Annotated in this window: 11 protein-coding genes and 1 pseudogene; 10 read left to right on the forward strand and 2 right to left on the reverse strand. The window is 69.7% G+C overall.

The genetic code is table 11. The features are described from left to right. The first annotated feature begins 68 nt into the window (after positions 1-68). Positions 69-1,376 carry an Nramp family divalent metal transporter gene (locus tag ELQ94_RS14925; protein WP_127051146.1) on the forward strand — a complete coding sequence of 436 codons (1,308 nt, stop codon included), beginning with the start codon at positions 69-71 and terminating at the stop codon, positions 1,374-1,376. A gap of 204 nt (positions 1,377-1,580) precedes the next feature. Then, positions 1,581-2,900 carry an acyltransferase family protein gene (locus tag ELQ94_RS17630; RefSeq protein WP_127051147.1) on the forward strand — a complete coding sequence of 440 codons (1,320 nt, stop codon included), beginning with the start codon at positions 1,581-1,583 and terminating at the stop codon, positions 2,898-2,900. Positions 2,901-2,910: 10 nt separating this feature from the next. On the opposite strand, the pseudogene ELQ94_RS14935 reads toward ELQ94_RS17630, so the two are convergent. Continuing rightward, positions 2,911-4,449, reverse strand: a pseudogene (locus ELQ94_RS14935) (glycosyltransferase); the annotation flags it as partial. 58 nt (positions 4,450-4,507) lie between these two features. Between ELQ94_RS14935 and ELQ94_RS14940 the strand changes: the two are divergent. Both ELQ94_RS14940 and ELQ94_RS14945 read left to right on the forward strand, forming a co-directional pair. Further along, a complete protein-coding gene (locus ELQ94_RS14940) occupies positions 4,508-5,224 on the forward strand; it encodes a GAF and ANTAR domain-containing protein (RefSeq protein WP_127051149.1) in 717 nt (238 codons plus the stop codon). Continuing rightward, on the forward strand, positions 5,221-5,931 hold the full coding sequence (locus ELQ94_RS14945; protein WP_127051150.1) for a GAF and ANTAR domain-containing protein: 711 nt from the start codon (positions 5,221-5,223) through the stop codon (positions 5,929-5,931). Before ELQ94_RS14940 ends, ELQ94_RS14945 begins: the two co-directional genes overlap by 4 nt. Before the next feature lie 29 nt (positions 5,932-5,960). Here the strand turns inward: ELQ94_RS14945 and ELQ94_RS14950 are convergent, their stop codons facing one another. Beyond that, the gene (locus ELQ94_RS14950; RefSeq protein WP_127051151.1) at positions 5,961-6,365 is read right to left on the reverse strand and encodes a hypothetical protein; all 405 of its coding nucleotides are present in this window, start codon (positions 6,363-6,365) and stop codon (positions 5,961-5,963) included. Positions 6,366-6,663: 298 nt separating this feature from the next. Here ELQ94_RS14950 and glgX point away from each other — a divergent pair, with 298 nt between their 5' ends. From glgX to ELQ94_RS14980, 6 genes are all read left to right on the forward strand, one after another. Continuing rightward, a complete protein-coding gene (gene glgX / locus ELQ94_RS14955) occupies positions 6,664-8,865 on the forward strand; it encodes a glycogen debranching protein GlgX (protein ID WP_127051152.1) in 2,202 nt (733 codons plus the stop codon). Positions 8,866-9,086: 221 nt separating this feature from the next. Beyond that, positions 9,087-9,740, forward strand: coding sequence for a hypothetical protein (locus tag ELQ94_RS17635; RefSeq protein WP_243697054.1), 654 nt, complete (start codon positions 9,087-9,089; stop codon positions 9,738-9,740). After that, positions 9,737-10,738 (forward strand): SDR family oxidoreductase, encoded by a 1,002-nt coding sequence (locus ELQ94_RS14965; protein WP_127051153.1) that lies wholly within the window; start codon positions 9,737-9,739, stop codon positions 10,736-10,738. Before ELQ94_RS17635 ends, ELQ94_RS14965 begins: the two co-directional genes overlap by 4 nt. A gap of 196 nt (positions 10,739-10,934) precedes the next feature. Then, positions 10,935-11,780 (forward strand): NAD-dependent epimerase/dehydratase family protein, encoded by an 846-nt coding sequence (locus ELQ94_RS14970; protein ID WP_127051154.1) that lies wholly within the window; start codon positions 10,935-10,937, stop codon positions 11,778-11,780. 206 nt (positions 11,781-11,986) lie between these two features. Next, positions 11,987-12,331 (forward strand): hypothetical protein, encoded by a 345-nt coding sequence (locus tag ELQ94_RS14975; RefSeq protein WP_127051155.1) that lies wholly within the window; start codon positions 11,987-11,989, stop codon positions 12,329-12,331. 146 nt (positions 12,332-12,477) lie between these two features. Then, entirely contained in the window at positions 12,478-13,284 is an 807-nt protein-coding gene (locus ELQ94_RS14980; protein WP_127051156.1) for a YidC/Oxa1 family membrane protein insertase, read from the forward strand. Positions 13,285-13,317 lie beyond the last annotated feature (33 nt).

Raw genomic sequence — 13,317 nt, forward strand, 5'->3', positions numbered from 1 at the left:
GAGCGGCACCCCATGTCAATGACGACTGGAGCGGCCCGGTTGCCGCACTCCGACGAAGGAGGCTCGCCATGAGTGAGCGCACGAAGACCCGTCACACCTCGACCACCCCCGGCACCGGCTACGGCCGCATCTCGACCGGCAACATGGAGGCCATCGTCGGCGCGAGCCGACGCCGGCGCTCGTTCTGGCAGCGGCTGCTGCTCATCGGTCCCGCATTCGTCGCGGGCGCCTGGCAATTCGGCCCCGGAAATCTCACGACGGCCGTCCAAGCCGGAAGCGGATTCCAATACGCACTCGTCTGGGTGATCGTCGTCTCGACCATCCTCATGATCGTGCTCACCGACATGAGCGTCCGTCTCGGCATCAAGTCGCCCGTCTCGCTCATCTCGTCCATCAAGGATCATCTCGGGCGGGGATGGGGCGTCGTCGCCGGCGTCGGCGTCTTCCTCATCACGCTGATGTTCTCGGTCGGCAACGCCGTCGGCTCGGGACTCGGCCTGTCGATGCTCTTCGGGGGCTCACCCGTCATGTGGACCGTGATCTGCACGGTCGCCGTCGCGAGTCTCCTCCTGTTGCGGCACGTGTACCGGGTGATCGAGAAGGTCCTCGTCACCGTCGTGGCCCTGATGGCGATCGCGTTCGTCGTGAGCGCCTTCATCGCGAGCCCCGATTGGATCGACACCGCGGCCGGGCTCATCCCCTCCGCCCCCGAGGGGTCCTGGCTGCTCATCGTCGCGCTCGTCGGCACGAACTTCAGCATCAACGCCGCCTTCTACACGTCCTACGGCACCAGGGAACGCGGGCGCACGGAAGAGGAGTACCGCGACGTGACGATGGTGGACACGATCCCCGGGATCGTCGCCCCTGGCATCATGACGGCCCTCGTCATGATGGTCGCGGCGGCTGTGCTCGGATCGACCGGACAGGCCGCCGGAACGATCGTCGAACTCGCGTCGATCTTCGAACCCCTCGCCGGTCAGGTCGGCTCGACCGTCTTCGCCCTCGGTTTCTTCGGAGCGGCCTTCTCCTCGATGACCGCGAACGCCACGGCCGGGGGCACGATGCTCTCGGATGCCCTCGGGCGCGGGCCGTCGGCCGGCTCTCTCGCGGCGAAGATCATCAGCGCCTCGATCCTCGCGTTCGGAGTGGCGGTGACCCTGACCTTCCAGTCGTCACCGGTGCAGCTCATCGTGATCGCGCAAGCGCTCACGGTGCTCATCGCGCCGGTCCTCGCGACGCTCATCATCGTCATGGCCAACCGCCGCTCGCTCATGGGCGAGATGCGCAACCGCTGGTGGCAGAACGCACTCGGCATCGTCGGACTCGTCTCCGTGCTCGCGCTCTCGATCCGCCTCGTCATCACCCTCACGGGCTGACGCACCCCACTTCACCCCGCCTCAGCTCCACCCCGCCTCAGCTCCACCGTTTTGCGCACGCAACTGCGTTCCGCGGCCGAAATTTCAACCGCGGAACGTAATTGCGTGCGCAAAACCCGGGAGGGGGAGGTCGGGGTGCGGGGACGCATACCGAGCGAGCGCCACCCCCTCCGGGCGTTCAGGCTCTCGACTTACGATCGTCGGATGCCGGAGGGAACGAGGAACACCGAGAAGAGGGGCTCGACGCGACTGCGCTCCCTCGACGGTGTGCGCGGGATCGCGGCGCTCGTCGTGGTCGTGTACCACGTGAGTCTCATCGCGCGACCGTTCGCCGACGGAGGGGGCCGGGCCGAGGCGGTCTGGAACGGGGTCACCGAGTCGCCGCTCAAGCTGCTCTTCGCCGGCACGGAGGCCGTTCTGGTCTTCTTCGTCCTGAGCGGTCTCGTCGTTGCGCTGCCCCTCCTGCGAGGAACCGTCTCGTGGCCGGCGTTCCTCGCCTCCCGCCTCGTGCGGCTCTACGTGCCGGTGTGGGGAGCGCTCCTCTTCGCCGTCGCGCTCATCGCGCTCATCCCGCGGCCGGAGTCCCGCGTGTCGAGCGGCGAGTGGATCAGCGACGCGAACGCGACGAGCGTGACCCTCTCGTCCCTATTGCGGGAGGCGAGCCTCACGCCGGCGAGCTACGACATCGTCAACACGCTGTGGTCACTGCGGTGGGAGCTCATCTTCACGGCGCTCCTGCCCCTGGCGATCGGCATCGCCGTGCTGCTCCGCCGCCGCACTGCGGCGCTCGTGGCCGTCGGGGCCGTGTCCGTCGTCGCCACGATGCTCGGCCGGGTCCTCTCCCTCGACGCCCTCGTCTATCTCCCGGTCTTCCTCCTCGGCACCCTCGTCGCCGTGCGCCTCGAGGACATCGTCGAGTGGGCGCACCGCCGTCCGCGCCCCGTGCTCTGGACCGTCGGCGGCACGGTATCCGCGCTGCTCCTCGTCGCGAGTTGGATCGGCCGGCCGCTGTGGCCGTCCGGTGACGTCGTCTCCGAGGTGCTGTGGGGCCTCGCCGGGCTCGGGGCGCTCGGGCTCGTGTTGCTCAGTATCTGCTCGCCCGGGGTCGAGCGGATCCTGTCGACCCGGTTCCCGCAATGGGCAGGGAAGGTGTCCTTCAGCCTCTACCTCGTGCACGTCCCCGTGCTCGCGACCATCGCGTTCGTGGTGGGGGACCAGCTGTGGTGGGTGGTCGGTCTCGTGGGGGCGCCGCTGAGCCTGCTGATCTCCGCCGGCTTCTTCGCGGTCGTCGAACGACCCTCCCACCGCCTGGCGCGTGCGACGGGTCGGGGAGTGGGTCTGCTCGTCGATCGCCTCCGGGGGCGGCGCCGCGTGGACGAGACCGTCAGCGCCGTCGATGCCCCCGCCGCCGCGCCGCTCGGAGGTCGCGCGCCCAGGCTCGAGTCACCGCACCCGGTTCGAACGGACCGGCGGAGCGGATCGCGTTCCGACGCATCCGATCGAGCTCCTCGCTCGGAAGCGTGACGAGGCGGTCGATCGCCCCCGCGAGTGCGTCGACGTCGCCGGCGGGCACGACGAAGCCGTTCCAGCCCGAGCGGATGATGTCGGCCGGGCCGTACGGTACGTCGTAGACGATGGGCAGGCATCCGACGGCGAGCGCCTCGGGCAACACGAGGGGGAAGCCCTCGGACGTCGACGTGAGCAGGAGGAACGAGGCCGTGGCGAGGCGGTCCCTCGCGGCCGCGTCGAAACCGTGCAGGCGCACCGAATCCCCGACGCCGGTCTCATCGACGACCGCCTCGAGCAGTGGGCGGCGCGGCCCCTCGCCGAACACGTCGAGTGTCGCGAGCGGTCCGGCTCCCGGTCGGGCGGCGGCGAGGGTGTGCTGGCCGGCGATACCGCGGATGGCGTGGCTCACCCGCTTCCGCTTCTCGAGCGAGGCGAGCATGACACCGGCGGCCGCGTCGGGCCGGGCGGGCGCCTCGTCGAGGAGCACACCCTCCCGCACGTTCCGCGCGACGATGAGACCGGGGTGCCGGCCGAGCAGAGCCTCGACGTCGGAACGCTGACGCTCGCTCAGCACGGCGACGGCATCGAACGCGTCGAGGTTCCCGAACACCTTTTTCCGCGACTCGCGCAGCCGACCGAGCGGCCGCTCCGAACCGATGAGATGCGAGGCGTGCACGAGGTGCACGGTCGTGACATGCGGGCGCCGGTACTCGGCGACGAACGGCGCGACCGTCTTGCTGTCCACGATGAGGTACGTCCGTCGACGCCGCGTGAGGCGGTCGAGCCACGCGGCGTAGAGGTGCCAGATGCGCCCCCATGAACGCGCCGGCGATCCCGACGCGTCGCACAGGACGAGGGACCGGGCACCCGTCTCGGGGTCGCGACGATCGCTCAGGAGCAGGGTCCCGTCGAGTCGGTAGTGGTCCGTCTGAACGACGCGCTCGCCCTCGGGCGACACCAGGCTCCGGCTCAGGACGGTCTCGCCCCGCCGGACCTCGGTCGTCCTGCCCGGTTCCGACCCGCCGGGTGGGACGGGCAGCGGAGCGAACGGATGGCGATCGAGTCGCAAGGACCCACCAGGGAGGGGATGGGTCCGCAACCAGTCCCACAGGTTGAGCAGGCGCATCCCGTCGATGAACTCGCCGCGTTCCCGCAGACGGGCCTCGCGAGCCGCGTAGTCGGACTGCTCGTCGAGGGTGAGAACGTCCACCGAGACGCCGCCGTGGCGCACGAATGCACGCGTGCGCGCGAGCATCGCCGCGGTCATCCCTCCGTAGTCGTCGGTGATCGACCACGTCAGGGCCAGATGACGCCCGCCCGGCAAGAGCCCCTTCGATGCGCGTACCCCGTCGCCGAGCGAGCGCCGCACGCGCCCCACCAGTCCGCCGACGGCTCCCGCCGCGCCGTGACCCGCGCGGTGCGCTTGTCTCCCCGTGGTGTTCATACATCCCCGTTCACCGCCCCGAACGGGCGGTCCCCCAGCTGCCGGCTCCGAGCGGAACCGGAGGATCACATTACGCGCGCGCGCCTGAAGCCCTTCTGAACTTCCGGCGGCCGGGTCCATCGGCTAGCGTGGTCGCACGTCCGCCTCCGCCCCGGCCGTCGAGGCATCAGGAGATCGCATGACCGAAGAACGCTTCACCGCCGCCCTCGCCGCCCTGTCGCGGCCATCGGGCGGATCCGAGTCCCTCACCGAGCCCATCCTCGGCATCATCCCCGTGACCGGCGCGTCCGTGTCCACCATCGGCGAGCTGCTCGGGATGGAATCCGTCGAGGCGAGCGACGCGATCATCCGACGGATCGACGAGCTCCAGTTCGACATGAGCGAAGGCCCGTGCTGGGACGCCGTCGAGCGGGGCGAGCCCATCCTCGAGCCCGACTTCCGGCATCGCCCCCGCGGCATGTGGCCCCGGTTCTCGGAAGGTGTGCGCGTGCACGACGTCGGTGCGCTTTTCGCGGTGCCCGTGAGCCTCGGCACGCTACGCGTGGGGGCCATCGACCTCTACCACCGCGACCCGATCGAGCTCGACGACGAGGCGATCCGTCGCCTGCTGATCTTCGGTGGGGTGATCGGCCGCCGGGTCTTGAGGCGTGCACTCGAGTCGACTCCGGACGCCGCCGACGAGGTGTCCGGAGGCGGCCGGCACTCGCGCTACCGGATCCATCAGGCGGCCGGGTTCGTGATCGCGCAGCTCGGGGTGACCGCCGACGATGCGCTGCTCCTGCTCCAGGCACGCGCGTTCTCGACAGGATCGAGCATGGAGGAGATCGCGGAGCAGATCCTCGAGAAACGCCTCACGTTCTCCGTCACGGGCGCCGTCATCGAGGACAGGACATGACGGAGCGCGCGCGGGAGGACCGCTTGCTCGAGGTGTTCGCACGGCTCGCGGACACCCTCGTCGACGACTTCGACGTCGGCGACCTGTTGCAGATGCTCGTCGAGACGTGCGAGTCGGTCTTCGACGTGGCGGCCGCCGCGATCCTCCTCGATGCCGGGGACGGGCGCCTCGACCTCGTCGCGTCGACCAGCCACGAGAGCCGCACGGTCGAACTCATGGTGCTCGCAGCCGACGAGGGACCCTGCCTGGACGCGTTCCACACGGGCGCGGCCGTCGTCGTGCCCGACCTTCGCGACGGTTCGGACTGGGCGCGCTTCCGCCAGTCGGCCATGGACAACGGTTTCACCGGGGTGCACGCCCTGCCCATGCGATTGCGGCAGGAGAGCATCGGAGCGCTCAGCCTGTTCGAGAACGCCGGATCCGATCTCCTGGCGCGCGACCTCAACGCCGCCCAGGCGCTCGCCGACGTGGCGACGATCGGCATCCTGCAGGACCGCGCGATGCGCGAGAGCCGGTCCGTGCGCGAGCAGCTGCAGACCGCGCTCCATTCGCGCATCGTGATCGAGCAGGCCAAGGGTGTCGTGGCCTACACCCACGACGAGGACATGGACGAGGCGTTCCGTCGTATCCGCAGGCACGCTCGCGAGACGCGGCGACCGATCGGCGAGGTCGCCCGCGAGATCGTCGATCGGCGCCTCATCATCTGAGGCGCCCCGCCCCCGGCGGGGCCGAGTCTCTACACCGCGCCGAGATCGGTCGGTTCCTCGAGGAGTGTCTCGCCGTCGAGCGGTGTCGCGGCGATGCGGACGCGGACGCGCATCGTTCCCTCCGTGAGCGCTCGGACCGCTCGTCGCACGTCGAGTTCGCCGAGCCCGATCGGGACGGCTGCGGCGGCGTCTCCCGCGAACTCGTCGCGTGGAATGTCGCCGAGCACGGGATCGTCCAGCGCGGGGGTGTATGCGATCGGGATGCCCGGTCCGATGAGCAGATGCGCGATCTCGACCCCGGTGCGGGTGACGGTCGGAATATCCACCACGGCGAACCTCTGCCTCGTGGCGAGGGCCTCGGCGTACACCAGAACCGCCCTCGCGATCGCATCGGCCGTCTCGAATCGAGACTGGTTGTAGTGGATCGTCTTCATGTCATTCCCCTCGTAGCGAGCGCCCGGGTGACGGTCGACGGATCCCGGGGTCTGGGGGATGACTGGTCTCAGGCTAGGGTGCACCATCCGATTCGACAACCGTCGGGCGGCGTCTGTGCAGGATCCACAACCGGAGCATGGCCCTTCGCCGGTGCCTCCCGATGTCAACCAGCGCGCACGATGCGCTCGGTGCGCCCGCGACCCATTACCGTTAGAGCGCTAGCTCGATCGTGACGGTCCGTGCGCGCGCATCCGCTCGACCCGCACTCGAACCCCGTCCCTGACCTGGAGGTCGCTCGTGGAAACCTGGCCCGGAACCGCTTATCCCCTCGGAGCCACCTACGACGGTGGAGGCACGAACTTCGCCATCTACAGCGAGGCCGCCGAGCGCGTCGAGCTCTGCCTGATCGACGAGAACGGCGCGGAGACGTGCGTCGAGATCATCGAGGTCGACGCCTACGTGTGGCACTGCTATCTCCCCAACGTCCAGCCCGGACAGCGCTACGGCTTCCGTGTGCACGGCGAGTACGACCCCGCGAACGGCAAGCGCGCGAACCCCAACAAGCTCCTCCTCGACCCGTACGCGAAGGCGACCTACGGCCAGTACGACTGGGACAACGCCCTCTTCAGCTACAACTTCGGCGATCCGGACTCGCGCAACGACGAGGACTCGGCCCCCCACTCGATGCTGAGCGTCGTCGTGAACCCCTTCTTCGACTGGGCCGGCGACCGCAAGCCGCACACGCCGTACTCCGAGACGGTCATCTACGAGGCGCACGTGAAGGGTCTCACGCAGCTCCACCCCGAGATCCCGGAGGACCAGCGCGGCACGTACGCCGGCCTCACCCACCCCGTGGTCATCGACCACCTCAAGAAGCTCGGCATCACGGCTCTCGAGCTCATGCCCGTGCACCAGTTCGTGCAGGACTCGACGCTGCAGGAGAAGGGCCTCGTCAACTACTGGGGCTACAACACCATCGGCTTCTTCGCGCCGCAGAACACCTACTCGGCCACGGGTGAGCTCGGCCAGCAGGTGCAGGAGTTCAAGTCGATGGTGCGCGCGATGCACGCCGCCGGCATCGAGGTCATCCTCGACGTGGTCTACAACCACACCGCGGAGGGCAACCACATGGGCCCGACGCTGAGCTTCAAGGGCATCGACAACGAGGCCTACTACCGCCTCGAGGAGAGCGACAAGCGGTACTACACGGACTACACCGGTACCGGCAACACGCTCAACGTGCGTCATCCCCACTCGCTGCAGCTCCTCATGGATTCCCTGCGCTACTGGGCCACGGAGATGCGCGTGGACGGGTTCCGCTTCGACCTCGCCTCGACGCTCGCGCGCGAGTTCTACGACGTCGACCGCCTCTCGACCTTCTTCGAGCTCGTGCAGCAGGACCCGGTGGTCTCGCAGGTGAAGCTCATCGCCGAGCCGTGGGACGTGGGTCCCGGTGGCTACCAGGTGGGCAACTTCCCGCCCCAGTGGACCGAGTGGAACGGGAAGTACCGCGACACGGTGCGCGACTACTGGCGCGGCGAGCCGTCGACGCTCGGCGAGTTCGCGGCCCGCATCACGGGTTCCGCCGACCTCTACGAGAACTCGGGCCGTCGCCCGTTCGCGTCGATCAACTTCGTGACGGCGCACGACGGCTTCACGATGCGCGACCTCGTGTCGTACAACGAGAAGCACAACGACGCCAACGGCGAGGACAACAACGACGGCGAATCGCACAACCGTTCGTGGAACTCCGGCGTCGAGGGCGACACGGACGACCCCGACATCCTCGCTCTGCGTGGTCGCCAGCAGCGCAACTTCCTCGCGACGCTCCTGCTCTCGCAGGGCATCCCGATGATCCTGCACGGCGATGAACTCGGGCGCACGCAGCACGGCAACAACAACACCTACGCGCAGGACAGCGAGATCAGCTGGGTGCACTGGGACGACGCCGACGAGCCCCTCATCGAGTTCGTCGCCGCCGTCTCGCGACTGCGTCGCGAGCACCCGACGTTCCGCCGCGGCGGCTTCTTCGACGGCAAGCCGTACGAGCGCGAGGAGGGCGACCCCTTCCCCGACATCGTGTGGCTCGACGCCGACGGCCTCGAGATGAAGGAGGAGGACTGGGGTGCGGCCCTGCAGCGCACCGTGGGCATCTACATCAACGGCGGCAGCATCCGGCAGCGCGACAGCCGGGGCAACTCCATCCAGGACGACGACTTCCTCCTGTACTTCAGCGCCGACGTCGACTCGGTCGAGGTCACGATCCCGCCGTCGGCCTTCGGCCCCGCGTGGGAGGCCGTCGTCGACACGGGTGAAGAGGCCGTGGACGGTCCTGCCCTGCCCGCCGGTGCGAAGCTCACCCTCGCGGCGCGGTCCCTCGTGGTGCTGCGCGCGGCGAGCGAGCCGGAGGTCGAGCCCGACCACTCGGTCGCGGCGTCCATCGCGATGCGCACCTCCGCCATCCCGATCCAGCACCAGGCCCCCGAGTCGAACGGCTGACCCGTTTCCTCCCCCACCACCACCCCGTGAAGTAGAGCGTCTGCGCCGTTTCGCGGCAGTGCACCGCCGCGAAACGGCGCAAACGCTCTACCGGGTGGGCGGGGGAGTGTGGCCGGGAGCGGGCGGGTGAGCGGGGGAGCGCAAGGGGCTGAGCGGATTCGCTCGAGCGCCTAGCGTGGGGAATCCGAGGTGCCGAACGTCGGCGCCGGAACGGAGCGACCATGAGCTCGATCAGCCCGGACGACATCCGCTGGAACGATGAAGCGCGCGCCAAGATCCTCGAGGATTCCGACCGTGTCCTGCGCGAGGCCGTGCTCGACGTGGCGGCCACCCACTCCGCGGGATCGTGGGAGGACGCCTTCGCCGAGCTCAATGCTCGCCTGAAGGACCAGTTCATCGACTTCGAGCCCGGCCCGGACCTGCGTCAGTACGCCGAAGCCATCGTCGGCGTCGACATCGAGGGCGTCGAGGGCGGATCGTCGGATTCCGACAGCGGCTCCGACACCGATTCTGATTCCGATTCCGCGGCATCCTCCGACGCGGGTGCATCCTCCGACTCGGGCGCATCCTCCGGCGGAGCGGCGACTCCCGCCACGCGTGCGGAGTCGACCCCCGCCGAAACGGCCGATGCCACCGGTGGCGGAGCCTACGCGGACGCCCCGGCCGACCAGATCGCCGCCGAATCCGGCGCGGCCGAGCCCGCGACTCCGGAGACCGACGGATCGGGAGACGCGTCTCCGGACGCCGAAGCGTCGTCCACGAGCGACGCGTCCGGCGACCCCGCGTCCGGCGGAGCATCGGACGGAACCGAAGCGCCGAACGAGACCATCGACGACCCGAGCGACCCCACCGTCACCGACGAGCCCGGAGCGTGAGCCGCGGAGTCGCCGTCGTCACGGGCGGGACCGCGGGTCTCGGTCGCGCGATCGTGCGTGAACTCGCGGCGCGCGGCTGGGACGTCGCCGTTCTCGCCCGCGGCGAGGACGGCCTCGAGGGAACCGTCGCCGACATCGATCTCGCGGGCCGCCGCGGTCTCGGTATCCCCACCGACGTCGCGGACCGGGCGGCCGTCGAGTCGGCCGCCGATCGCGTCGAGGCGGAGCTCGGCCCCATCGATCTGTGGGTGAACAACGCCATGGTCGGTGTCTTCGGTGAGTTCCTCGAGGTCGACCCCGAGGACTTCGAGCGGGCCACGAGCGTGAACTACTTCGGCTTCGTCAACGGCACCCGCGCGGCGCTGTCGCGCATGAGCACGCGCGACCGCGGGCACATCATCCAGATCGGATCGGCGCTCGCGCACCGCGGGATCCCGCTCCAGTCCGCGTACTGCGCGGCGAAGCACGCCGTGCAGGGATTCACCGAGTCGCTCACGACGGAGCTCATCCACAGCGGCAGCAAGGTGCGCCTCTCCACGGTGGACATGCCGGCGCTCAACACCATCCAGTTCAACTGGGTCCGCTCGCACCTGCCCGATCACCCGCAGCCGGTCGCGCCGATCTACGAACCGGAGGTCGGCGCGCGCGCGGTCGCCGACGTGGCCGACAAGCCGCGTCGTCGTACATGGGTGGGTGGCTCGACCGTGCTCACGGTGCTCGGCAATCGCGTGGCGCCGTGGTTCATGGACACGTACCTCGCGAAGACCGGTTTCGACGGTCAGCAGGCCCCGGACAAGACCGAGCCGATGCTGCCGGACAACGTCTACTCGCCGGTCCTCGGCGATCACGGGGCGCGCGGCATCTTCAGCGACACCGCCACGGAGGGCAGTCCGCAGACGTGGGCGATCGCCCACCGCGGTGCGGCCACCGCGATCGTCGGAGGCCTCACGGCGTTCGCCGTCGCAGCCGTCGCTCACGTCGCCGCCCGCGCGAAGTAACCCCGCCCCCACCCCCACCCCCACCCCCACCCCACCCCACACTCCGCCAGATGTGGCGTTTGAGCGTCCTCCTTGCAGTGCACCGCAGGAAAGGCGCTCAAGTGCATCAGGTGATGATCCGTTGGAGGCCGCGCGTGGGGTGGGGGGGCGAACTGAGGGGGTATCGGGACGTCAGAACGAAGGACAGGATGAACACATGAGAATCGCCGTCACCGGAGGATCCGGAAAACTTGGCCGCACCGTCGTCGCGAAGCTGCGAGGCGACGGCCACGAGGTCGTCAACCTGGACCAGTCCGGGGAACGGGGCGCGGGCTTCGTGCGCGTGGACCTGGCCGACTACGGTCAGGTCATCGATGCGATCGCAGGGGTCAACGACCAGCACGAGGGCATCGACGCGCTCGTCCACCTCGGCGCGGTCCCCGCGCCGGGCCTTACGAGCGACATCGCCACGTTCCACAACAACATGAACGGCACGTTCCACGTGTTCTGGGCCGCGCACCGCCTCGGCATCAAGAAGATCGTCTACGCGTCGAGCGAGACGGTCCTCGGGCTGCCGTTCGACGTGCCGCCGCCCTACCTCCCCATCGACGAGGAGTACGCGGCGCGGCCCGAGAGCGTCTACTCCCTCGTGAAGCACCTCGAGGAGCAGCTCGCGATCGAGCTCGTGCGCTGGGACCCGGAGCTGTCGATCACCGCGCTGCGGTTCTCGAACGTGATGAACCCGGAGGACTACGCCGAGTTCCCGTCCTTCGACGCCGACGCCCGCTCCCGCAAGTGGAACGCGTGGGGTTACATCGACGGCCGCGACGGCGCCCAGGCCGTGGCCCGCGCGCTCGAGAACGCCGGCCCCGGCTTCGACCGCTTCATCATCGCGGCGGCCGACACCGTGATGTCGCGCCCGAACGCCGAGCTCGTCGCCGAGGTCTTCCCCGAGGTGCCCGTCGTGCGCGACCTGGGCGAGAACGACACCCTTCTCTCGATCGACAAGGCGCGGAAGGTCCTCGGCTTCGACCCGCAGCACAGCTGGCGCGACCACGTCTGACGGGCTCGCCGCTCCCTGAGCCGGGCTCCACTTAGCGTGTCGCGGTGTCGACGCGCGTCGCGTCTCGAGGTGGTCGCCTCCCGTCGACGGGCTCAGGGTCCGAGGGGGTGCGGTGCGGGTGTATCCCTCTGTCGGTCGCGAAGCGTGTGGCGGAAGATCGGGGCCGGGACGGGCGCGCGCTCAGGAGGCGCTGGTAGCCTGAGCGGGTGATCGCCTTCCTCGAAATGCTCGCGCGGTTCTTCGCCGCGGCGTTCGAGACGGTCGCGTCCACGTCGCCGGTCGCCGCGTTCATCGCGTCGTCGATCTCCCCGTCCACGGGGTCGGTCTCGGCGATCGTCGCTCTCCTCGGTGTCATCGTGCTCGCCGGGGGCGTCGCCGTCGCGACGCGCGCGGTCGTGCGTCTCATCGCCGCGCTCCTCGACGGCGTTCCCACGGAACGCTCGGACCGGCCGGCGCCCGCGCCGTTCCTCCGCACGCAGGACGATCCCACCGCCGAGGGACACCCGCGTCCGCGAGCCCCGGGCCGGACCGTTCCGGTCGCCGCCCGCTGACCCTCCCTCCGCTCGTCCGCGCCTCCTGATGGAGTGACGCGAGCCGCCGCTAGCGGCGCAGCCGGACGGACCCAGCCGCCGCGACCATACGATCCCCACTCGTATGACGCGTGCCCTCCGGGCCGCAGGCAGGATCCACCGCACCCATGAACCCCTACGAATTCGGCCCCATCGCGGCCGTGCTCGACGCCGCGTACGGCGTCGTGATGTCCCTCAGCTCGCTGCTCACCCCGTTCGCCGGAACCGCGTCGGCGGCGCTCGCCGTGGTGCTCGTCACTCTCGCCGTCCGTGCTCTCCTCATCCCGGTCGGCGTCTCGCAGGTGAAGGCGGCCAACGCACGCAAGCGCATCGCCCCGCAGCTCGCCGCCCTGCAGAAGAAGCACGGCAAGGATCGTGAGGCGCTGCAGAAGAAGACGCTCGAGCTGTACCAGCGCGAGAAGGTCTCGCCGACGGCCGGTTGCCTCCCGATGCTGCTGCAGATCCCCGTGGTCTCGACGATCTACGGCCTCTTCATCATCGCCACGGTGAACGGACACCCGAACGAGCTCCTCACCGAGAGCCTCCTCGGCATGCCGCTCGGGAAGAGCTTCGCGAGCCTCGTCACCACGGGAACGCTCGACCTCGCGACCGGCGCGATGGCCGCCGGCATCGTGGTCGTCATCGCCGTGGTCGCCCAGCTGTCGCGCATGCTGCTCGCCGAACCACTGCCCGGAACCCCGGGCGGCCCGCCTGCCGCGACGCCCACCCCCGGCGTGCCGGACCTCTCCGGGATGATGAAGACACTCAGCTTCCTGCCGTTCATGACGGCGATCATCGCCCTGTTCGTGCCGCTCGCCGCCGCGCTCTACCTCGTCGTGACGACCGTGTGGACGTTCTGCGAGCGCTCGATCTTGAAGCGGATGCTGCCGCCCGCCGAGGCCGGTCGGACGGGGACCGCCGCCGTCCCCGCCTGACGGCGGGCCACGGTGCGAGGCCGCCGATCCGCC

This window comes from Labedella endophytica (genome assembly GCF_003990045.1).
In the GTDB taxonomy this organism is placed as follows: Bacteria; Actinomycetota; Actinomycetes; order Actinomycetales; family Microbacteriaceae; genus Labedella; species Labedella endophytica.

Bases quoted from the DNA above. Each gene is read 5' to 3' on its own strand.
- ELQ94_RS14925 (WP_127051146.1), top strand. From the start codon at position 69: ATGAGTGAGCGCACGAAGACCCGTCACACCTCGACCACCCCCGGCACC.
- ELQ94_RS14940 (WP_127051149.1), top strand. From the start codon at position 4,508: ATGACCGAAGAACGCTTCACCGCCGCCCTCGCCGCCCTGTCGCGGCCA.
- ELQ94_RS14980 (WP_127051156.1), top strand. From the start codon at position 12,478: ATGAACCCCTACGAATTCGGCCCCATCGCGGCCGTGCTCGACGCCGCG.
- ELQ94_RS14945 (WP_127051150.1), top strand. From the start codon at position 5,221: ATGACGGAGCGCGCGCGGGAGGACCGCTTGCTCGAGGTGTTCGCACGG.
- ELQ94_RS17635 (WP_243697054.1), top strand. From the start codon at position 9,087: ATGAGCTCGATCAGCCCGGACGACATCCGCTGGAACGATGAAGCGCGC.
- ELQ94_RS14970 (WP_127051154.1), top strand. From the start codon at position 10,935: ATGAGAATCGCCGTCACCGGAGGATCCGGAAAACTTGGCCGCACCGTC.
- ELQ94_RS17630 (WP_127051147.1), top strand. From the start codon at position 1,581: ATGCCGGAGGGAACGAGGAACACCGAGAAGAGGGGCTCGACGCGACTG.
- ELQ94_RS14950 (WP_127051151.1), bottom strand. From the start codon at position 6,365: ATGAAGACGATCCACTACAACCAGTCTCGATTCGAGACGGCCGATGCG.